This window comes from Streptomyces sp. NBC_01275 (genome assembly GCF_026340655.1).
Lineage (GTDB): Bacteria > Actinomycetota > Actinomycetes > Streptomycetales > Streptomycetaceae > Streptomyces.
Window position 1 is genome coordinate 9,349,965 of the sequence record NZ_JAPEOZ010000001.1, and the last position, 20,406, is coordinate 9,370,370.

The 20,406-nt window shown below is 70.6% G+C and carries 17 protein-coding genes and 2 pseudogenes; 9 read left to right on the forward strand and 10 right to left on the reverse strand.

What is annotated here, in order from left to right:
* Positions 1 to 82 precede the first annotated feature (82 nt).
* The 3 genes from OG562_RS41010 to OG562_RS41020 are packed head-to-tail and all read right to left on the reverse strand — an operon-like array spanning position 83 to position 3,363.
* Positions 83 to 568: a gluconokinase gene (locus OG562_RS41010; protein WP_266409801.1), complete on the reverse strand. Its 486-nt coding sequence runs from the start codon at positions 566 to 568 to the stop codon at positions 83 to 85.
* A gap of 26 nt (positions 569 to 594) precedes the next feature.
* Positions 595 to 1,539 (reverse strand): cyclase family protein, encoded by a 945-nt coding sequence (locus OG562_RS41015; RefSeq protein ID WP_266407153.1) that lies wholly within the window; start codon positions 1,537 to 1,539, stop codon positions 595 to 597.
* A gap of 3 nt (positions 1,540 to 1,542) precedes the next feature.
* Complete coding sequence (locus OG562_RS41020) at positions 1,543 to 3,363, reverse strand: glycoside hydrolase family 15 protein (RefSeq protein WP_266407155.1); 1,821 nt, start codon at positions 3,361 to 3,363, stop codon at positions 1,543 to 1,545.
* Positions 3,364 to 3,672: 309 nt separating this feature from the next.
* On the opposite strand from OG562_RS41020, the gene OG562_RS41025 reads away from it, so the two are divergent.
* From OG562_RS41025 to OG562_RS41040, 4 genes are all read left to right on the forward strand, one after another.
* The gene (locus OG562_RS41025; protein ID WP_266407156.1) at positions 3,673 to 4,626 is read left to right on the forward strand and encodes a DUF389 domain-containing protein; all 954 of its coding nucleotides are present in this window, start codon (positions 3,673 to 3,675) and stop codon (positions 4,624 to 4,626) included.
* A gap of 231 nt (positions 4,627 to 4,857) precedes the next feature.
* Entirely contained in the window at positions 4,858 to 5,778 is a 921-nt protein-coding gene (locus tag OG562_RS41030; RefSeq protein ID WP_266407158.1) for an aldose 1-epimerase family protein, read from the forward strand.
* Between the two features lie 27 nt (positions 5,779 to 5,805).
* Complete coding sequence (locus tag OG562_RS41035) at positions 5,806 to 7,584, forward strand: sodium:proton antiporter (protein WP_266407160.1); 1,779 nt, start codon at positions 5,806 to 5,808, stop codon at positions 7,582 to 7,584.
* Between the two features lie 212 nt (positions 7,585 to 7,796).
* Positions 7,797 to 8,465, forward strand: coding sequence for a hypothetical protein (locus OG562_RS41040; protein WP_266407162.1), 669 nt, complete (start codon positions 7,797 to 7,799; stop codon positions 8,463 to 8,465).
* A 7-nt stretch (positions 8,466 to 8,472) separates the two neighbouring features.
* On the opposite strand, the gene OG562_RS41045 is transcribed toward OG562_RS41040, so the two are convergent.
* The 3 genes from OG562_RS41045 to OG562_RS41055 all read right to left on the reverse strand — a co-directional run bounded on the left by OG562_RS41045 (position 8,473) and on the right by OG562_RS41055 (position 10,758).
* A complete protein-coding gene (locus tag OG562_RS41045; protein ID WP_266407164.1) occupies positions 8,473 to 8,757 on the reverse strand; it encodes an SHOCT domain-containing protein in 285 nt (94 codons plus the stop codon).
* Between the two features lie 113 nt (positions 8,758 to 8,870).
* Positions 8,871 to 9,326 carry a DUF6325 family protein gene (locus OG562_RS41050; RefSeq protein WP_266407166.1) on the reverse strand — a complete coding sequence of 152 codons (456 nt, stop codon included), beginning with the start codon at positions 9,324 to 9,326 and terminating at the stop codon, positions 8,871 to 8,873.
* Positions 9,327 to 9,453: 127 nt separating this feature from the next.
* Positions 9,454 to 10,758, reverse strand: a complete 1,305-nt coding sequence (locus tag OG562_RS41055) for a chloride channel protein (RefSeq protein WP_266407168.1) — start codon at positions 10,756 to 10,758, stop codon at positions 9,454 to 9,456.
* A gap of 476 nt (positions 10,759 to 11,234) precedes the next feature.
* Here OG562_RS41055 and OG562_RS41060 point away from each other — a divergent pair, with 476 nt between their 5' ends.
* The 3 genes from OG562_RS41060 to OG562_RS41070 all read left to right on the forward strand — a co-directional run bounded on the left by OG562_RS41060 (position 11,235) and on the right by OG562_RS41070 (position 15,346).
* Positions 11,235 to 12,104, forward strand: coding sequence for a universal stress protein (locus tag OG562_RS41060; RefSeq protein ID WP_266407170.1), 870 nt, complete (start codon positions 11,235 to 11,237; stop codon positions 12,102 to 12,104).
* On the forward strand, positions 12,097 to 13,617 hold the full coding sequence (locus tag OG562_RS41065) for an AAA family ATPase (protein ID WP_266407171.1): 1,521 nt from the start codon (positions 12,097 to 12,099) through the stop codon (positions 13,615 to 13,617). Before OG562_RS41060 ends, OG562_RS41065 begins: the two co-directional genes overlap by 8 nt.
* Before the next feature lie 703 nt (positions 13,618 to 14,320).
* Positions 14,321 to 15,346 (forward strand): 6-phosphofructokinase, encoded by a 1,026-nt coding sequence (locus OG562_RS41070; RefSeq protein ID WP_266407173.1) that lies wholly within the window; start codon positions 14,321 to 14,323, stop codon positions 15,344 to 15,346.
* A gap of 47 nt (positions 15,347 to 15,393) precedes the next feature.
* Here the strand turns inward: OG562_RS41070 and OG562_RS41075 are convergent, their stop codons facing one another.
* The 3 genes and pseudogenes from OG562_RS41075 to OG562_RS41080 all read right to left on the reverse strand — a co-directional run bounded on the left by OG562_RS41075 (position 15,394) and on the right by OG562_RS41080 (position 17,086).
* Positions 15,394 to 16,284 (reverse strand): universal stress protein, encoded by an 891-nt coding sequence (locus OG562_RS41075; RefSeq protein ID WP_266407175.1) that lies wholly within the window; start codon positions 16,282 to 16,284, stop codon positions 15,394 to 15,396.
* Between the two features lie 285 nt (positions 16,285 to 16,569).
* A pseudogene (locus OG562_RS46290) lies at positions 16,570 to 16,776 on the reverse strand (hypothetical protein); the annotation flags it as partial.
* Positions 16,685 to 17,086 carry a Crp/Fnr family transcriptional regulator gene (locus OG562_RS41080; protein WP_266407177.1) on the reverse strand — a complete coding sequence of 134 codons (402 nt, stop codon included), beginning with the start codon at positions 17,084 to 17,086 and terminating at the stop codon, positions 16,685 to 16,687. The pseudogene OG562_RS46290 and the gene OG562_RS41080, both read right to left, overlap by 92 nt.
* A 620-nt stretch (positions 17,087 to 17,706) precedes the next feature.
* Between OG562_RS41080 and OG562_RS41085 the strand changes: the two genes are divergently transcribed.
* Both OG562_RS41085 and OG562_RS41090 read left to right on the forward strand, forming a co-directional pair.
* Positions 17,707 to 19,068 carry a glycine cleavage T C-terminal barrel domain-containing protein gene (locus OG562_RS41085; RefSeq protein ID WP_266407180.1) on the forward strand — a complete coding sequence of 454 codons (1,362 nt, stop codon included), beginning with the start codon at positions 17,707 to 17,709 and terminating at the stop codon, positions 19,066 to 19,068.
* An 87-nt stretch (positions 19,069 to 19,155) separates the two neighbouring features.
* A pseudogene (locus OG562_RS41090) lies at positions 19,156 to 19,266 on the forward strand (molybdate-binding protein); the annotation flags it as partial.
* 408 nt (positions 19,267 to 19,674) lie between these two features.
* On the opposite strand, the gene OG562_RS41095 reads toward OG562_RS41090, so the two are convergent.
* Entirely contained in the window at positions 19,675 to 20,166 is a 492-nt protein-coding gene (locus OG562_RS41095; protein ID WP_266407182.1) for a hypothetical protein, read from the reverse strand.
* Positions 20,167 to 20,406 lie beyond the last annotated feature (240 nt).

Below are 20,406 nucleotides of genomic sequence, written 5' to 3' on the forward strand. Positions count from 1 at the left end.
AATCGGGACATTCGGCGCTTATTTCCAAACTATCCGGCGGGTCGGGTGGTGGCGACCCGACAGGGGGCGAACGGGTGTGCGATCACCTGCTTCTGTGCAGGGCGCGCACCGCCGCCTCGACGATCGCCTGGGGGGCGGCCGTCGCGTCGACGGTCAGGCCGGGCTCGTCGGGCCGCAGCGGTTCGAGGGCGGCGTACTGGGAGTCCACCAGCCGGGCGGGCATGAAGTGGTCCACACGGCCTGTGACCCGTCGGTCGGCGGTCGCTCGATCGAGCGCCAGACACAGGAACCACACGCCTGCTCCCGCCCTGCGAAACAGATCCCGGTACTCGTGCTTGAGGGCCGAGCACGCCACCACCCCGCCCCGGCCGGCGTCGGTCGCCTCCCGGATCCAGTCGGCGAGGGACCGCAGCCACGGCCGGCGATCCTCGTCGTCGAGTGGGTGACCCGCGGCCATCTTGGCGCGGTTCGCGGCCGGGTGGACGTCGTCCGCCTCCAGGAAGGGCACCATGAGCCGCTGCGCGAGCAGCGGTCCCACGGTGGACTTGCCCGATCCCGAGACACCCATGACCACCACGACCGTGGGCGCCGCGGTCACAGCACGGCGATCGGGTTGACCGGCGAGCCGGTGGCGTCCGGGAGCCTCAGCGGCGCGATGACGCAGAGGAACGACCAGCGCCCCTCGGCCTCGCAGACGGGCTCCAGGTCCTCGAACTGCAGGTAGTCCAGCAGGTGAAGGCCCATGGCGTGGACCGCCAGCACATGCACGGGGAAGCCGACGCCCTCGGTGGAACTCGGAGCGGTGTCGTTGTTCCCGTCGCCGCCGAGCACGGCGACCCGCCGCTCCGCCAGGAACTCCAGCGCGGACGGATGGAGCCCCGCGCGTGCCTCCGCCGCGTGCCACGCGCCCAGTTCGGCACGGCGTCGGCGGTGGCCGACCCTGACGAACAGGAGGTCGCCCTCGCCCACGCGGACGTGCTGGGCGGTCTCGGACGCGATGAGGTCGTCGGCGGTCACGTGATCACCCGGTTCGAGCCAGGGCACGCCGCGCAGCCGCGGGATGTCCAACAGCACCCCCCGTCCGACGATCCCGTCGCGCGCCACCTCGATGGAGAGCGTCGTGGCCCCGTCCGCCGTGACGCTGCTCGCGGACACGCCGCCGTGCAGCGTGCCGTCGTAGATGACGTGACACAGGGCGTCGATGTGGCTGTCGGCGTCGCCGTGCACGTTCATCGCGAAGCTGTCCCGTGCGAAGTGGAGCCCGCTGGAGGCGTCCTCCTCCGGCTGCCCGCTCATCCTGTGCTTCGCGGGCTCCGGATTGTCCGGACCGGGCAGCGTCTCCACCGGCGCGGCGAGCGTGACCGTCCGGCCGGTCCGCACCTCGCGGGTGGCGGCCAGCACGCGGGCGGGAGTGAGCGCGGCCAAGGCGCCCCGGTCACCCGCGGCCCAGGCGGCGGACGAGAGCAGGCGCCGGTACAGCACGCCGAACTCGTCCTCGGTCAGCGGCGGCGATCCTGCCGGACGGGGATGCACGACCACGGGTCAGCGCCTGTTCTCCGCGTCGAGCGCCTCGTCGAGGGTGGTGGCCGCCATGATGAGCGACAGATGGGTGAACGCCTGGGGGAAGTTGCCCAGTTGCTCCCCGCTCGGACCGATCTCCTCGGCGAAGAGCCCGACGTGGTTGGCGTAGGTCTGCATCTTCTCGAAGGTGTAGCGGGCCTGGGGCAGCCGCCCCGCCCGGGCCAGCGCGTCGACGTAGAGGAAGGTGCACAGACTGAAGGTGCCCTCCGAGCCGCGCAGCCCGTCCGGCGACGCCGCCGGGTCGTAGCGGTAGACGAGGCTGTCGGAGACGAGCTTGCGGTCCATCGCGTCGAGGGTGGCGAGCCAGGCCGGGTCCCTGGGGGCGATGAACTGGACTCTCGGCATCAGCAGCAGCGAAGCGTCCAGGACGTCGCCGCCGTAGTGCTGGACGAAGGCGCCCTCCTGCTCGCTCCAGCCGCGTTCCATGACCTGCTCCAGGATGGCGTCCCTGGCGCTGCGCCACTTCTCCACGTCGGCGGGTCTGCGGAAGTGGTCGGCCAGGCTCAGCCCGTGGTCGAAGGCCGCCCAGGCCATCACCCGGCTGTAGGTGAAGTCCTGGCGGCCGCCGCGGGTCTCCCAGATGCCCTCGTCCGGCCGGTCCCAGGCCTCGGCGAACCAGTCCAGCGTCCTGGTCAGCGTCTTCCATCCCCGGTAGGTGGCCTGCTGCGCGATCTCGCGGCCCTGGGACAACGCGTAGAGGGCCTCACCGTAGATGTCCAGCTGGAGCTGGTCGGCGGCTCCGTTGCCGATGCGGACAGGGGAGGATCCGCGGTAGCCCTCGAAGTGTTCGAGCGTCTCCTCGGGCAGGTCGGGGTTGCCGTCGACCCGGTACATCGTCTGGAGCGGCTCCTCTTCCTTTCCCTCGCGCTCCTGCAGCCTTTCGACCAGCCAGTGGAGGAAGGCGGTGGCCTCCTCGGCGAACCCCAGGTCCAGCATGGCGCGCACGGACAGCGCACTGTCGCGTACCCAGGTGAACCGGTAGTCCCAGTTGCGTTCTCCGCCGACCTGCTCGGGCAGGCCCATGGTGGCCGCCGCGATGAGGGCGCCGGTGGGGGCATAGGTCAGGAGCTTGAGGGTGATGACCGAACGGTGCACCAGCTCGGGCCAGCGGCCCCGGTAGCGGGACTGGTGCAACCAGGTCTGCCAGAAGAGGCCGGTGTCGTCGACCTGCGCGGTGAGCCCGTCGACCGTGAGGGGTGCGGGCGCCTCGCCGCCGGAAGCGCAGACGGTGAACACGGCGCCGCCCGACTCGCCGGCGCTCAGCGTCACCCTGCCGCGTACGTCCTGGCCGTCCCGTTCCAGAGGGAAGGAGGTCTGCAGGTGCGCGTCCATCCCCGGGGACCGGAACAGACCGGTGTTCTCGCCGAGTTCCAGCCGGTGCTCGGCCCGGCCGTAGTCGAAGCGCGGCCGGCACTCGAGCGTGAAGTCGACGGTCCCCCGCACGGCGCGCACGACGCGTATCAGGGTGTGACGGTCGGTGGCGGTGCGGGTCCGGTCCGGAGGCATGAAGTCGACGACCTCGCCCACCCCGTCCGGTGACATGAAACGGGTCACCAGAATGGCCGTGTCGGGGTAGTAGAGCTGCTTGCAGGTCGCGTCGGGGTGCTCGGGGGACAGCCGCAGGTAACCGCCGCCGTCGTGGTCGAGCAGGGCGGCGAAGATGCTGGGCGAGTCGAAACGGGGAGCGGCGAACCAGTCGACGACACCCTGCGAGGAGACGAGCGCGGCGGTCTGCAGGTCGCCCACCAGGCCGTGTTCGGCGATGGGAGGGTAGCGGTCCATGGCTGCTCCGAGTTCTCGGAAAGATCCCCCTACGTCCACTATCGGCCACTCGGGTGGCCCTTGCGCGTCGGAAGCGGTCAACGACGGCTCGCCCACGGCAGCCGGTGACGACAGCCCGCCGCGGCCGTGGGCTGTGGCCGGGCGACCGAAGCGACCGGGGGCCGCTGGAGCCGATCACCGCACCCGGCTTGCCGACCCCCACCCAGCGGGCGTTACTGGCCGGAGCCGGTCGGTCGCAGGTGGGCGAGCCCGGCGCTCGGGCACCGTGGCGCCTCGGTGGGTCCGTCGGACGAGCGAGGGAGGTTGTGCATGGAGATGATCCACGTCCGGCTGGTGAGCCCCTCTGATCTCACCCCCCGGGCGGTCGGGCTGCTGACCGACGACCGCTATGTCTTCAACCTGGTCGTCCTTCCCGAACTGGCGCACAACCCCGACGGCGACGCGATCGAGTGCGACATCCTGGCGGGCGCGGCCAACGCCGTGCTGCGCGGTCTGCGCGCACTGGAACTCGACCGTCGCGGATCCATCGTCATCGAGCCGGTCGAGATGGCCTTCTCCGGCACAGCGGCCGAAGCCGAGCAGCAGCAGCTCGGGGCGCTCGCGCACGCGCCGGTCTGGGAGGAGGTGGAAGCGCGGATTCGCGCCGAGGGCACCTATCTGCCGAGCTTCTACGTCTACCTGGTCATCGCAGGCGTCATCGGGGCGGCGGGCATCATCACCAACTCCCAGATCCTGATCGTCGCGGCGATGGTCGTAGGACCGGAGTACGGCGCCATCACCAGCGTTGCGCTGGGCATCGACCGCGGCAACGGCGCCAGGATCCGGCAGGGCCTGTTCGCCCTGACCGTGGGATTCCTGCTGGCCGTTGTGGTGACCTTCCTGTTCTCGTGGGCGATCCGAGCGCTCGACTTTCAACCCGAGGCATTCGACCTGGGCTTCAGGCCGGTCTCCACGCTGATCGACGCCCCCAACTTCTTCTCCGTGGTCGTCGCGGTGCTGGCCGGCATCGTCGGGATCATGTCCCTGACCCAGGCCAGGACGAGCGCGCTGCTCGGCGTCTTCATCTCGGTCACCACCATCCCGGCCGCCGCCGACATCGGCGTCTCCTGCGCGTTCTCCAGCTGGAGCGAGGCGCGCGGATCCCTGGTCCAGCTCCTGCTCAACATCGTGCTGCTGATCCTGGTGGGCGTGCTGATGATCAGATTCCAACGGGCTGTCTGGCGGCGCATCGGCCGTCGCAGCAGGCGCACGGGCAGCGGGTGACGCCGCCGTCGCCGTCCGGGAGACAGCACGAGCGCCCCGTGCGTCCACCGCCGCCTGCTACCGCCTGTGGCCCCAGCAGGCGAACCTGCCCGGCGATTCCGCCGGCCGGAACGTGTTGCGCTTGACCGGGCCGATGCGGGGTCGCACGCTCCCGACGGGAGGGCCGGCGCCGCAGGCCACCACTACGCCGGCGTCCGAGGACTCCGGCAGGCCGGACCGAGGAGGCCACACGTGCAGCAACGCCGCACCGGACGGCAACTGACCCTCCGCCACGGCACGCACCGTGCCGTCATCGTCGAGCTGGGGGCGGCCCTTCGGTCGTACGTGGTCGGAGAACGCACCGTGATCGACGGATTCGCCGAACAGGACCGGATCACCGGCGGACGCGGCCAGATCCTGGTGCCGTGGCCCAACCGGATCCGCGACGGCCGCTACCCCTGGGACGGACAGGATCTGCAGCTGCCGCTCACCGAGCCGGCCGGCGGCAACGCCATCCACGGGCTGCTCCGGTGGGTCGCATGGCGGGTCGTGGACGCGAGCGACCGCCGCGCCGTCCTGGAGGTTCCGCTGTGGCCGCAGCCGGGCTACCCGTTCCACCTCCACGTCCGCGCCGAGTACGCCCTGGGCGAGAGCGGGCTCGAAGTCACCGTCACCGCACACAACCTCGACGCGAGCACCGCACCCTACGGCTTCGGCCAGCATCCCTACGTCACCGCGGGCACCGCCGTCGTCGACCAGGCGGTGCTGACCGTCCCCGCACGGACCTGGCTGCGCACCGACGAGCGCGGCCTGCCGGTGGCCGCCGAGCCGGTCGCCGGGACCGAGTACGACCTGCGAACGCCGCAACCTGTCGGTGCGCTCCGGCTGGACACCCCTTTCGGCGACCTCGACCGGGACGCGGACGGTCGGGCGGTGGTGCGCCTGGCCCACCCGTCGGGCGCCTTCGGCACGGACGTGTGGCTGGGCGAAGGCGCCGACTACGTACAGCTCTACACCGGCGACACCCTGCCGCCGGGGGAGCGCCGTCGCGCGGTCGCCATCGAGCCGATGACCTGCCCCCCGGACGCCTTCCGCAGCGGTGCCGGGCTCGTCAGCCTCGGCCCGGGCGAGCAGCACACCGTCCGCTGGGGGATCACGCCGTGGGGAGAGTGACGGCACCACGCATCGAAAGGGCCACGTGTGACGACGAACCAGGTGCTCATCGGCGTGGGCCTGATCCTGGTGCTGGCCGTCGGATCGCAGATTCTGGCCGGCCGCCTGCGCATCCCCGCCCTCATCGTCCTGCTGCCGGTCGGCTTCGCCGCCGGCGCGCTGATCGACGACGTCGACCCCGAGCAGTTGCTGGGGGCGGCGTTCTCACCGCTGGTGTCGCTGGCCGTCGCCGTGATCCTCTACGACGCGGGCCTCGGACTGGACCTGGCGAGGCTGAAGGGCCACACCCGCCGCGTCGTCGTCCGGCTGATCTGGATCGGCGTCCTGATCACCGGGCTGCTCGGCACGCTCCTCGCCGCGCCGCTGCTGGGCATGTCCCCACGGGCGGCCGTCATGACCGGCGCGATCCTCGTGGTCTCGGGGCCGACGGTCGTCGGACCGCTGCTCGGCTTCGTGCGACCGAAGGACCGGCTCCAGCGCATCCTGATCTGGGAAGGCTCCCTCATCGACCCGGTCGGCGGCGTACTGGGAGCACTGGTCTTCCACGCGGTCGTCGCGAGCTCGGCCCACCACCTCGGCAGTGGGGCGGCGCATTTCCTGGCCAGCGTGGGCATCGGAGCGGCCGGAGGAGCGGCCGGGGCGGCTCTGCTGTGGGTGCTGTTCCGGGTGCTGCGGCTCGGCGAGGTCCTCGGCACCACGGCGCAGCTTGCCTCGGTGGTCGGTGTGGCGGCGCTCTGCGATGTCCTGCGCGACGACACGGGACTCATCGCCGCCGTGGTGATGGGCCTGGCCGTCGCCAACCTCCCCAGCATGGACGTACCCGCGCGTCGGCCGTTCTTCGAGACCCTGGTCAGCCTGATTCTCGGTCTGCTCTTCATCTCGATCTCGGCCACCGTCACCCCGCACTCGCTGCGCCATGTGTGGCTGCCCGCGCTCGGGCTCGCAGCCTTTCTGGTGCTGGTCGTCAGACCGCTGGTCGCGGTCGTGTCCACCCTCGGCACCGACCTGACACGCGGCGAGCGGGGCTTCATCGGCTGGATGGCGCCGCGCGGCATCGTCGCGGCCGCCACGGCTTCGACGTTCTCGGCGGGCCTGGTGGCCAAGGGGATCGGCGGCGCGTCGAAGATCCTTCCGGCCACGTTCGTGGTCATCGTCGCGACCGTGACGCTCTACGGCCTGACCGCCTCGCCCGTCGCCCGGCGCCTGGGCGTCGTGCGCCCGTCCCGCTCGCGGCCCCTGCTGGTCGGCGGCGACCCCTGGGTGGTCGACCTGGGCGTGGCCCTGAAGTCGGCAGGGCTGGAGGTGCTGATGTGGGCGGGGGAGGAGGAACAGCGCGAACGTATCCGGCAGGCGGGGATCGAGCTTGCGCCCGGTGAGCTGCTGGGCGCCGCCACGGGTGGGGCCGCCGAGCTGGAGGGCATCACGGCGGTGTACTTCCTCACCGCCGAGGACGACTTCAACGCACTGGCGGCGGTGCTTCTGCGAGGCAGTTTGGAGGGTACGGTCCACCGCCTCACCGCACCGGCCGACAGCCACGGTGTGGTGGCGCCGTTCATCGGCGGCGAGGTTCTGTTCGGCGCGGACCTGACCTGGCCGACGTTCTCCCGCAGGTACGAGGACGGGGCAGCCGTTCTGGGGCAGCCCGCCGACGACGCCCTACGGCCCGGCAGCGATCTGCTGTTCCTCGTGCGGAGGGACGGCCGCCTCGATCCGGTCACGGGAGGCAGCACGCCACTGCCCCGGCCGGGGGACACGGCCGTCCTGCTGGCCCCGGGCCGACGGGGTACCGAGAGTCCGCCGGAGTAGGCCGGCCGTGGGCTGTCGGCCGCCCGAACCCCGTGGTTCCCGGTGTCCGCGCACGTCACCCGCATGGACAGTCCCAGTGGCAGATCGACGTAGACCGGTGCTTGCTGGACTTGGCCGCCCGCTGGGGGTCCGCGCCAGGCTGCACCGGACGGGGGAGAGGACCGTCACCGGACGAGGACACACCGGCTGGGAGAGGAAGCGAGAGACCGCCCATGGAAAGGAAGCTTCAGGCGCTGCGCACTCCACGAGCCGCAGGACTGGTGGGGATCGTCTTCGCCCTGCTGCTCGCCGCGGCCATCGTTCTGATCCGCGTAGCGGTACCGGACGAGCCCGGCAACGTGGGCAACAGCTGGATCACCGACCCCTCGCGGCGGCGTACCGTACAGACGGCGCTCAACCTCATTCCCTTCGCAGGCATCTTCTTCCTGTGGTTCATGGGCGCCGTGCGCGCACGCATCGGAGAGGCGGAGGACCAGTTCTTCGCCATGGTCTTCCTGGGCAGCGGTCTGCTGTTCGTGGCGACTCTCTTCGGGGCCGCGGCGGCGGCCGGCGGCCTGCTGGTCACGGCCGACGTGTCCGGGGTCGGCTCCAAGCTCCAAGGGTGGTCATTCGGCCGTCACGTCACCTACAGCCTCCTGACGACCTACGCGATGCGCATGGCCGCGGTGTTCACCTTCTCCACCTCCACCATCGGGCATCGGCTCGGAGTCCTTCCGCGCTGGCTCGCCCTCCTCGGCTATCTCGTCGCTCTGACGCTGCTTCTCCTGACGGGCAGCATCGCCTGGTCCGAGCTGGTCTTCCCGCTGTGGGCTCTTGTCGTCAGCCTGCACATTCTGGTGGCCAGTTTCCGCCCGAGGCCCGGACCTGTCGGTGCGTCCTGACCGGTGCTCAGGAGCCGAGAATCTTGCTCTTCTGGACCTCGAATTCGGTCTCGGTGAGGACGCCTTGAGCCTTGAGCTCCCCGAGTTGCTTCAGTTGATCGATCTTGCTGTTCATGTCGACGGGCGGCGGGGCGGGAGCCGGCTCGGAGGACCTCACAGGCTGTGGCGGGGCCTCCTGGTCGTCCTGCCGGGCCCATCGCCCCTGCTGGCGGCGGGACACACGGTTCGACACGGCGGTGGCGGTACCGGCCACTACGGCTGTGCGGGCGACCCCGCGGAGGAGACCTGGCACGGCGAGTTCCTTTCTCGCAGGAGGCATGCGAGACGAACGGCATGCGAAATGGACGGCACGCGAACGGACGGCATGCGAAAACGGACAGCTCCCGTCCTTCGGCCGGTGGCGTACTACGTCGTCGGCGGTCGACCGGGGTCCGTGGCGTCCAGAGCGGCCAGGACGGCCGGCACCGGGATCCGTCCGGAGGCGACCAGCTGCGCGCCGCCGCGTCGCAGGGCGGCGGCGAAGGGCGCGGCCCACAGGTTCTCGTAGATCAGGATTCCGGCGGAGGAGCCGGGCTCCAGGGCGGCTCCCGCCTCCTCGATGTCGTCCTGGCCCAGCAGGCCGGAGGACGCACCATCGAAGACGGCCAGGTCCAGAGCTCCGTCACCGGTGAGGTCGGCGATCTCCAGGCCGGCCACGGATCCATCCGCTTCTTTTCTGACAAACATCAGATCGAGGATCCGGATGAGGCCGCGGTCCACCAGGTCGACGAGCATAGGAAAGCCTTCGCCGGTCATTCGGTTACCGGGGAACTCGACGACCACATAGTCGATCGGTCCCATCTCGACGAGTTCATCCTTCACGGCGTCACCCCTGGGTGGTCACGGAAGTCCCCTGTCATCGATTTTCATTGCATCACCGGACCGAAGTCGCCGCACCTCGGTGGACGGTGGCGCTGCGTCCTCCCGGCCTTGTCCCCTCTCTCCCTCATCATGGGCGCGACGACGCTGGACGACGCGCTCGACCGGCTCTCGGCCTGAACGCGGGAATCCCCGGTCCCTGTGGCAGCAACTCGGTGGTCACGAAGGACACCACGGCGGCCAGCACGATCACGGACACCGTCTCCGAGTTGCCCACCATGAGGACGACCAGCACCACCGTGCTGACGGGCAGCCGCAGCGCGGCGGCGCACGCGGCCGCCATACCCGCCGCCATGCCCGCTACGACGCCGAGTCCAGGCAGGGGCGACAGCAGGACGCCCACCGCTCCGCCCAGGAACAAGGAGGGGAAGGTCGGACCGCCGCGAAGGCTTCCCAGGCAGAGCGCGTACGCGATGCCCTTGAACGCGAGGACCGCCACCAGACTGCCGACCGACCACGCATGGGGGTTCCCGGCGAGTTGCGCCAGAGTGGCCTGGCCGGAGAGGGAGACCTCGGACGGCGAACGGCCGGTGACGACCGCGTAGAGAGCCGCGCAGCCCGCCGCGGCGAGAGCGCAGAGCACCGTGTTGCGCAACGGATGTGCGGACACGAAGCGCGCTGCGAACCGTCCGCCCACCATGACCCCGTGGACGGCTGCCCCGATGGCAACCGCCATCAGCGCCGACCACAGCACGTCCCCGGCGTCGAGGAGGGGCGGAGCGGGCAGTCCGATGTCGAGGCTCCCGGTCTTCAGCCCGGTCCAGTGGTCGAAGCCGGTGAACACGATGGCGCCGATTCCGCTGGACAGCAGGGCGGGGAGCATCACCGCGAACAGTTGCGGTCCGCCGACTCCGGCCACTTCCATGAGCATCACGGCCGCCACGAGCGGACTGCCGAAGATCGCGGAGATGGCTGCCGCGGCGCCGGCGGCGCCGAGCAGAGCCGTGCTCGCCTCGGTCGCGGGAGCGCGTACGAGATCCCGGAAAACCAGTGCCAGACCACCGCCGAGGGCGATCAGCGGCGCCTCGGGCCCGAGAACGGCACCCAGCGGCAGGCTGGCCAACGCGGCGAAGACCACACCGGGAACAGCGGCTTTCGACGCCCCTCCGGAGTGCAGACCCGCCGCCGGGATGTGTCCTCCTCGGCCCGGAAACCGCAGGACGACCAGGGCGACGACCACACCGGACAGCAGAGCCGGCGGAAAGGGCCACCACCATGGCGGATCCGCCCACCCGAGATCGTGCGGCCAGTCCACCCAGATCAGGTTCTCCAGCTGATGGAGCAGGACGAGAAACCAGAACGCGATCAACGACACCGGGATCCCGATCAAGCCGCAGAACACCAACGCCCGCCGGTACTCGGGCCGACGCAGCATGTTCCTCAACTGGTCGGCCTCTTGGGGCTGGTTTCCCGGAGCGGTCCCAGTCTTTCCGGGCTTCTGCTCGGTGATGGCTCTTCTCCTGAGTCTGCTTAGTCTGCCGGGTCTGCCGGGTCTGCTGCGTCTGCTGGGAGGCGATTCGGCCAGTGGCAGCGCGAGATTACCCATCAGGTCACGCGATATCGCTCCGAGCATTGCGGCTACGTCCCAAAACCCCTCCGGATGGACGCGCAGTGCGGGGGAAAGCGAATCCGCTGCGGGCGGGTCCGAGCCTCCTTTCTCGTGGCGGCTGCCACGTGCCCGGCCACCTCCTCCACGGCTCCACATGCGCCGGGGAGGGGATTGGGGTACTCCTCGAAGGAGAGAAGCACCGCGCTCGGCATGTCGGCGGCGTCCGGAGCATGCACGCCATCGGACTCGTTCACCGTCATCCACCGTCGTATCCAGCTTCGTACGAGACGGAGGCCGCCGCCATGCAACCAGTCGTCACCGTGGGTCTCGACGGTTCACCCGAGAGTCTTGCCGCCGCCCGCTGGGCCGCCGACGAGGCCGAGAAGCGCAGGCTCACGCTGCGCCTGCTGCACGCGTGGCCCCTGCTGGCACCGGAGCCCATGCACGCTTCCTCCGAGGTCGACCAGAACTACTGGGCGAAGCGTCTCGTGCACGCCGCGAGGGCCGAACTGCAAGCCCGCCACCCGGGCCTGACCATTGTCGGGAGCCTGGTCGCCGACGACGCCCGAAAGGCACTGCTCCAGGCGGCGTCGGAATCCGAGATGATGGTGCTCGGCTCACGAGGGCTGGAGACCGTCGAGAGCTACTTCCTGGGCGACGTCAGCATGCCGGTCGTGGCCCGGGCGGAGCGGCCGGTGGTACTGGTCCGCGCCGAAACCCCTGTGGAGGGAGCACATCCGGCACTCGTGAGCCGCGTGGTCGTGGCCCTGAAACTGCACGGAACCTCCGACGACCTGCTCGACTTCGCGTTCCACACCGCCGCGGCCAGGCAGGTTCCGCTGGTGGCCGTGCACGGCCGAAGCGTGCCGCTCCACGCGCGCGTTCCCTGGGGGGTGGACCACGACGCCACCGAACAGATGACGCGTGACGCGCAGAAGGAGCTGAGCACGGCCCTCCGCCCCTGGCGCGAGAAGTACCCGCAGGTGGACGTGGCCGACAGCATCCGTCTCGCAAGCCCCGCCAAGACCGTCGTACAGGCAGCCGAAGGCGCCGCACTGCTGGTCGTCGGCCGGCGGGCACACCGGCACGGTGTGGCGCCCCACCTCGGTCCCATCGCCCACGCCGCCATCCATCACGGGCGCTGCCCCGTCGCCGTAGTCCCCCATGACTGAGCCCGGCCACCACGGGCCGCCGCCCCCGCGCGCGGAGGTGTGCGAGACCCATACCGCGATCGTGTTCTTCGCCGGGGACCGCGCCTACAAGGTCAAGAAACCGGTGGACCTGGGATTCCTGGACTACACCACGCCGACGGCGCGCCAGGACGCGTGCGAACGCGAAGTCGCTCTCAACCGCCGCTTCGCCCCCGACGTCTATCTGGGCCTGGGCGAGTTCAGCAGCCCGGACGCCGAAGCACCCGAACCCCTGGTGGTGATGCGACGCATGCCCGCGGACCGGCGTCTCTCCCGCCTGGTACGAGGAGGCGCCGTCCTGGACGACGTCCTGCGGACCGTCGCCCGGCACCTCGCCGCGTGGCACGCGGACGCGCCCCGTGGCCGGGACGTGGACGAGCAAGGCACCCGGGACGCCCTGTCGTCGCGCTGGGAGGCCAGCTTCGCGCAGATCCACGCGTCGGCCGACGACGGCTCCGTGCCCGAGGGGATGACGGAGACGGAACAACTGGTGCGCCGCTATCTCGCAGGCCGCGAGCGGTTGTTCGCATCCCGTATCGAGCAACGGCGGGTGGTCGACGGCCACGGTGACCTGCTCGCCGAGGACATCTTCTGCCTGGACGACGGTCCCCGCGTCCTGGACTGCCTGGAGTTCGACGACCGGCTGCGCTACGTCGACGGCCTGGACGACGCCGCCTTCCTCGCCATGGACCTGGAACAGCTAGGAGCCCCGGAAGCCGCCGCGTACTTCCTGGCGCAGTACAGCGAATACTCCGGCGACCCCGCCCCCGCGTCACTGTGGCACCACTACGTCGCCTACCGCGCGTTCGTCCGCGCCAAGGTCTCCCTGATCCAGGCCCGCCAGGGAGCGCCCGGCGCGGCGGCGGTGACACGCAGGCTGATCTCGACGACGCTGCGCCACCTGCGCACCTCCGCCGTCGGCCTGACCCTCGTCGGCGGGCTGCCGGGCAGCGGGAAGTCCACCCTCTCCGGTGCGCTGGCCGACCGGCTGGGAGTCACCCTGCTCAGCAGCGACCGCGTCCGCAAGGAACTGGCGGGCATTCCCCCAGAGCAGTCCGCGGCGGCCGGCTACGGCGAAGGGCTGTACACACCCGAGTGGACCGCCAGGACCTACGCCGCCCTCCTGGACCGCGCGGCCGCTCTGCTGTCCGCCGGGGAGTCCGTCGTTCTGGACGCCACCTGGTCCGACACGGCACGGCGTGAAGCGGCACGGCGCGTGGCCGAACACACCAGCGCCGACCTGGTCGCCCTGCACTGTCACGTCCCGGACGACGTGTCAGCGGCCCGCCTGAGCACGCGCGCCCCCGGCGCGTCCGACGCCGATCTCGACATCGCCACCGCCATGGCGGCCAGGGAACCCGCGTGGCCCGAGGCCGTCGCCGTCGACACCAGCGGCCCGTTGGAGTCCGTGGTAGCCCGGGCACTGGCAGCCGTACGCCCCTGGGGCACCGGTCAGGCCCCGGTCTTCCGGCGCCCCTACATGGAGCCGGACTGACGGGAGCCGCATGACGCGGGCGGCTCCTCCGGCGGCGCCCTCCCGACCGGTACGTCGCGGCGCCGGGGTCAGCTGAGGGCATCAGCCGAAGAGTCGTCGGGCCCGGACTGTCGCGACTCGCCGCCTTCCGGTCCCCGGCAGCACCAGCCGGTCGCCCACCGGGTTGCTCAGGCTCCACCGCGAACGTCGGTTCCGTCGGTCTCCTTCGCGGTGACACCGCAGGCTCTCTCTTCGAGAATGCTCCTCGGGACGACTCGTGCACTGAGTCGATCGGGCACTCATGCGGTCCTTGCGGCCCCGTACCGGCTTCCACGGTTCTGTCCGGCGCAGTCGCCGACCGGGTGGCCACGCCGTCGCGGAAGGGGGACGCCCCGCTCCTGTTCCCGCGCCGAGTGACTGAACGTCAGAGTCCCTGTCGTGCCTGTGGCGGCCGGGCGCGGCGTCGTAGGCGGTGCGGGCGCCTCGGGCCGGGCGGTTGCGCATCGGCCGGACCGCAGAGCATTCGACGAGGAGGGCCCCTGCGCCGTACCGCGCCGACCCGTGGCAACCACGAGCGAGCCGTCTGGATCCTGCGTCCGCCGAGTGGCCACTGCGGACCGATTGGAGGGAGGCTGGAGGGGAGGTGATCCATGTTCCCCGACAGCGGTTTCGATCGCCGAGAGGGCTGCCACCAGGTCGGGTGACCAGCTGATGGGAGGAAGCCATGAGGGTTGGAGTGCTGACCGGCGGCGGTGACTGTCCCGGCCTCAATGCTGTGATCCGCAGCGTCGTCCGCAAAGGCGTACAGGAGTACGCCTTTGACTTCGTCGGCCTGCGAGACGGCTGGCTCGGCGCGCTCCAGGACAAGGTGGTGCCGCTCGACATCCCCAGCGTGCGCGGAATCCTCCCCCGCGGAGGAACCATCCTCGGCTCCTCCCGTACCAACCCGTTCAAGCACGAGGACGGCCTGCGGCGGGTGCAGGACACCCTTGCCGCGCACAACGTGGACGCGCTCGTCGTGATCGGCGGCGAGGACACGCTCGGTGTGGCCACCGCACTGAGCCGGCAGGGGGTCGATCTGGTCGGTGTTCCGAAGACCATCGACAACGACGTTTCCGGCACCGACTACACCTTCGGCTTCGACACCGCCGTCGGCATCGTGACCGAGGCCGTCGACCGGCTCCACACCACTGCCGAGTCGCACATGCGCACCCTGGTGGTGGAGGTGATGGGGCGGCACTCAGGGTGGATCGCGCTGCACGGCGGCGTCGCGGGCGGCGCCAACGTGATCCTCATACCGGAGCGGCCGTTCGACATCGATCAGGTCTGTGAGCGGGTGAAAAGCCGATTCGAGACCAACTACGCGCCGATCGTCGTGGTGGCCGAGGGAGCCGTCCCGCAAGAGGGACAGATGATGGTCAAGGACCAGATGCTGGACGAGTTCGGCCATGTGCGGCTGTCCGGCATCGGCGAATGGCTGGCCCGGGAGATCTCGGAGCGCACGGGCACCGACGCCCGCACCACGGTCCTGGGGCACATCCAGCGCGGCGGCACGCCGAGCTCCTTCGACCGGTGGCTGGCCACGCGCTTCGGTCTGCACGCCATCGACGCGGTCAAGGACGGTGACTTCGGCGTGATGGTGGCCCTGCAGGGTACGCAGATCGTCCGCGTTCCCCTCGCCGATGTCACAGAGAAGACCAAGCGGGTCGACCCGTCGCTGTACGACGAGTTCGAGGTGTTCTTCGGCTGACCGCCCCAGGCATCCGCCGGATCGCCAGCAGACCTGCTGGTCCGCCCTCAGCCGACGTGCGGAACGACCGCCACCGGACAGCGGGCGTGGTGCAGCACGCCGTGGGCGATGAACCCGAGTCTGCCCTCGACCGCCTGCGGATCGGTACGGCGGCCCACGACGAGCAGCTCCGCACTGCGGGACGTGCTCAAGAGCGCTTCCGCGGGGTGGAGCAGCACGACATCGGGACGGACCGTCACCCGCGGATACTTCTCCTGCCACGCGCGCAGGGCGTCGGAGAGCTGGAAGACCTCCTGGTCCTCCCAGGTGGCGCGGTCCTCCTCCGTCACCGCCAGCGTCCGGGGCGACACGGAGTCGGCAGGAAAGGCCCATGCCTGGACCACCCGCAGACCTGCTCCGCGTGCCTCAGCGGCCGAGAACGCGAAGTCCACCGTCTCGCTGACCGGGTGATGCGCGTCGAATCCCACCACCACCTGGGTGGCGCCGCGTGCCGAGGGCATCCCTCCCCCGAAGGCGCCGGCGTGCTGTCGGGGCACCAGGACAACGGGACAAGGGGCTGCCATGGCCGTCCGCAGGGCCACCGAGCCGACCGTGAGACCGTCGAAGCCGCCTGTGCCCCGTGTGCCGACGACGAGGAGCCCGGCGGTGCGCGCCGCGGCGAGGAGCGCCGAGGCCGGGGGGTCGTCGGCCTGTTCACCCCGTACCTCGAGGTGCGGGTAGCGGTCGCCGAGGTCGGCGACCGTCCGCTCGAGCATCCGCTCGCCCATGTGACGCAACCCGTCCACCGCCGGGAGCGGCACGGCGGTGCCCGGAAGCGGTGGGGAGGCATGTACCAGGCGCAGCTCAACGCCACGCAGCGTGGCCTCTCGCGCCGCCCAGTCGGCTGCCACCGAACTGTGCGCGGACCCGTCGATACCCGCCACCACAGGGTGACTCATCGTGTCCTCCTTCGCCCGGCGCGGACCTCCGCAGGAACCGGTCGGCCCATGCCGCTTCCCTTCCACTGTTCCACGGCGGGACGGCGACGGCGTCCGCACCGGGTGCGGAGCCCCGAAGGCCCTCGGCGGCCCGCACCAGCAACACCTGGAGGCAGTGACTCGCGCCGACGCTCCCTCGTACACGTTCACGTGGATGGCGTGGCTGACGGCCGGGAAGGGGCAGGACACCACGGTGCGGCGGACTTCCTCCTCGATGTCCTCGTCCGACCGCAGGAAGACCTTCAGCAGATCGGCGCGGCTGACGATGCCCTGGAGCATGCCGATGTCGTCGACCACGGGCAGACGCCTGACATGCCGGACGGCCAGTCTGCGACGCCTCGAAGCACCTCGTCTCGCCTCGTCAGGGAACCTCGCCCGCACCGTGGGGCGCGTACAGGTCGAGCAGTCGCACCCGGGCGGACCTGAGCCGGCGCGCGAGCACGCCGGAGACATAGCTACACAGCTCGTGATCCAGCCCCGGGTCTTTCGCGCACATCTCACGAACCGCCGCCGCGTCGAACTCGTAGGCACGCACCGGGCTGCCGGCCTCGGCCCCCAGATGCCAGTGATGGGGAGGGACCATCCAGGACCAGCCCAGCAGTCTTCCGGCACCGAGGGTCTCGACGACCACCGGCCGTCTGCCGGGCACTCGAAGGTCGAGAGCGACCGTGCCCGTGTGGATGATCCAGAAGCGGTCGGCCTTGCCGCCCTCGTCGAAGACGCGCTCGCCTGCCGCGAACGACACCTCGCGAGCGTGTGACATGAGCTGCTCGCGATGCTCCTCGGTCAGGGCGCCGAAAACTCCGGTCCTCGCAACCACGATGGCCGTCCCTTCTCCGCGACCCCGAAGTGGAGACGGGCTCCTGTCGGGTCACGGTCGTCTCGTCACGCGGCCGATGCGAAAGCCATGGCGGGGCGTGGGACCCAGCGGCGTCCTACTCCCGGCCGCATGACTCCACCATCGCCGCAAACCGGCGTGGCGCAACCTGGGCGGAGGCACTCCGAATGACGAGGCCGGCCGTTCAGGCGTACGCGGCGTCGCCGACGTTCTTCATGGCCGAGCACGCCGGCACGACAGCGAAGCCGTACGGGAAGTTCTTCTTTGCTTGCGGAGTGCGCGTCAACAGCGGTGCAGCAAGCCTCTCGCTGCGGTCGGTACCATCTGTTAACGTCCACTGAATCGATCTAGTTGGCTTCGCCGGCGATCAGTAGAAGGGCGACACGAGGATCCGTCGCTCTGCCTCCGCGGGACTGACGGGAACAGGCTCGTACCGACAGTGCCGTCGACGCTTCGTGTCATCGGCGTTGCGGCGCCCGCGAAGCGTGTCCGTGGTCAACGGGACGGCTACGGGAGTCGCTCGCGTCGCAGAGTGGGAGTACGAAATGGATTTGGTCGCACAACAGCGCAGTACCTACGAAGCGGTCCTCCGCCAGAACGAGGCGCCGTTCATCACCGAGCGGCCGGCGATGTTCAGCCCGGCCGCAGCCGCCCAGGACGAGGGCAACACGCGGGGCACGTTCGGCCGCTTCGCGCAGATCCTGCTCCCCGAGGAGTACACGGACTGGTGCGAGGAGAGCGCTGCCCACGTCGGGTCGTGCTACATCGGCGACTGGACCTCGCTGCACAAGGTGAAGGTGCACGGCCCGCAGGCGCTCGAGTTTCTCGGCAGGCTCGGGATGCGGGATCTCTCGCGTTTCGAGACCGGGCAGATCAAGCACCATGTGCAGCTCGACGAGAACGGCTGGATCGCGTCCGAGGGCGTGCTGTGCCGGCTCGGCCCGGAGGAGTTCGTCTACACCGCGGGCAGCTGCGACTGGCTGCTGTGGCAATTGGGCCAGGGCGGGTGGGACGCGGCAGCGACCGACGTCAGCCCCGACCGGTTCATCTTCGGCATACAGGGACCGGCGTCCCTGGCCACGCTGGAGAAGCTGACGGGAGACGATCTCCGCGACATCGGCTTCAGCCGCAGCAGGATGTCGCAGGTCGGCGGGATCCCGGTACGAGCCCTGCGCACCGGGATCTCGGGTGAGCTCGGGTACGAGCTGCACGGGCCGGCCGAACACGCAAACGAGATCTGGGCGGCGGTCGTGGCGAGCGGGCAGGACGTCGGCATCCGTCAACTCGGCTTCCGCGCCCAGCCCGTTCAGCACATCGAAGCCGGTATCGCGACCAACGGGCTCGACTATCTGCCGGCGTCGATCCTCACGCCGGGTGCACCGAGGCAGTTCCGCAAGGGTGCGCCCACGGGCAGTTTCGTCCCGGCCGACGGGGTGACCGACTACTTCCGCAAGCCGGGCGAACTGGGCTGGGGGTTCCGCAAGGGCATTCCCGCCCGCGACTTCATCGGCCGGGACGCACTCGTCAAGGACGCCGAAAGCGGTGTCCCCACACGTCAGTTGGTCGGCCTGCGGTGGAACGAACAGGATGTCACCGGTGTCGTCACCTCGCTCCTGAGCAACGCCGAACTGCCCGACCAGATGGAGATCCCCCGCTCGCGCGGTCCCCACTTCGACCAGGTGCTGGTGTCGGGCAACCCGGTGGGCGTGGCCACAGGCCGAACGGTGAGCCCGACCCTGCGGGCGATGATCTCGCTCTGCGTGATCGCCCCTGAGCACGCGGCACCCGGCACGGAGGTCGTCGTCCTCTGGGGCCGTCCGGGCACCCCGCAGCGGGAGATCCGGGCGACGGTCACCGCGCTGCCGTTCAAGCCGGACAACCGGCGGGCCGACGTCGCCAAGCTGTGACGGTTCCCCTCACGACTCCTCGCCGGCCGGCCAAGTGGACACCGGTGGGCGGGAGTTCGCGGTTCCGTCGGTAGCTGCTCCTGAACCCCCGAGTCCGCCGACGCCATCGACGAACACCCGATCACCCTCGTCAAGGACGCGCCCGACGTCGACGCGGCCAGGGCGTTCATCGCGCTGGTGCAGTCCGCCGAGGGTTGATCCGCTCGGTGCGCCGGGCTGGGCCAGGCGCCAGGCGTCCCGTCCGTTCCGTGGTCGGCCGGCACGCCTGGGGCGGCTGTGCTAACACATCCATGCAAGGTCGGCTCGGCAGCCGCAGGTGGGGCACTCGCCACCACCGCGCTCACGGCCGCGAACGCCGCCCACCCGGCCATTGTCTTTTTCATGGTCATGCTGGCTCCCTCCGTGACGATGAGCATCCCGACGCCAAGGTCCGCTGAAGCAGGGACCGGTGGGGAGGCGCGGGGGTGAGTCAGGTGGCGGCGTTCCGCACGCCGGCACCGCGTCCAACGGCGCCTGCACGCTCTCGGATGCCCCAGCTCCGACCGGCCCACCGCTGACTCCCGCCCGGACGATGCCCGCCGGCCGGCCGGGTGTGCTTACGGCCGGTCACGGGCAGGACGCGGTCCCCTGGTCGAGGACGTGCGCGTCAGCGTTGTCCCCGACCTTCACCCAGAGCGCTGACGTGCCCCGCCGGTCGTAGGTGCGCGTGAAGTCGGACTGCCCGGTGCGGACGAACTTCACCTTGTAGCACCAGCCGGCGTCCACGCGGAAGGCGTCCCAGTCCTGGTTGTACGGCGTGTGGCCGCCTCGCGCCGTGAGGTTCTGGGTCTTCTGCTTCACGTCGTCGGACGCGCACTTCGGCTCGGTGGCCGTCGAGTCGCCCGTGCTGTCGCCGCCCCGGCACCAGTTGAAGTAGGCCGTGACCCCGTACGCGCTGTCGTTCACGGTCGTCGAGCACAAGGTGAGCGTGCAGCCCGTGCCCGCTTGCGCGGTCGGCGCCACGCCCACGACAGCGGCGCAGCCCAGCGCCGCGACGACGGTGACCGACCGGACCCGCCCGGTGCCGAACCGCTTGGAGATCATCTCTTTCACGTGCATGTTCACGTCCTCCGTGACCGGCGGCGCCCACCCGGGACGCGACCGTCCGTGCTTGGTGACGCCCACGCTGAACCACCGACCTTGCGAAAACCTTGCCGCACCGGCCGGGAGGCGCCTCAGACCGGCGACAGCCTCACCCCCCTGCGGGGCACGCGCCTCGTACGTCGTCGGTCGACCGGGCCGGTACACAAGTACGGGGCTGGACGGGCCAGGGTCAGGGCCGCAGGCCCATGGCGGGCG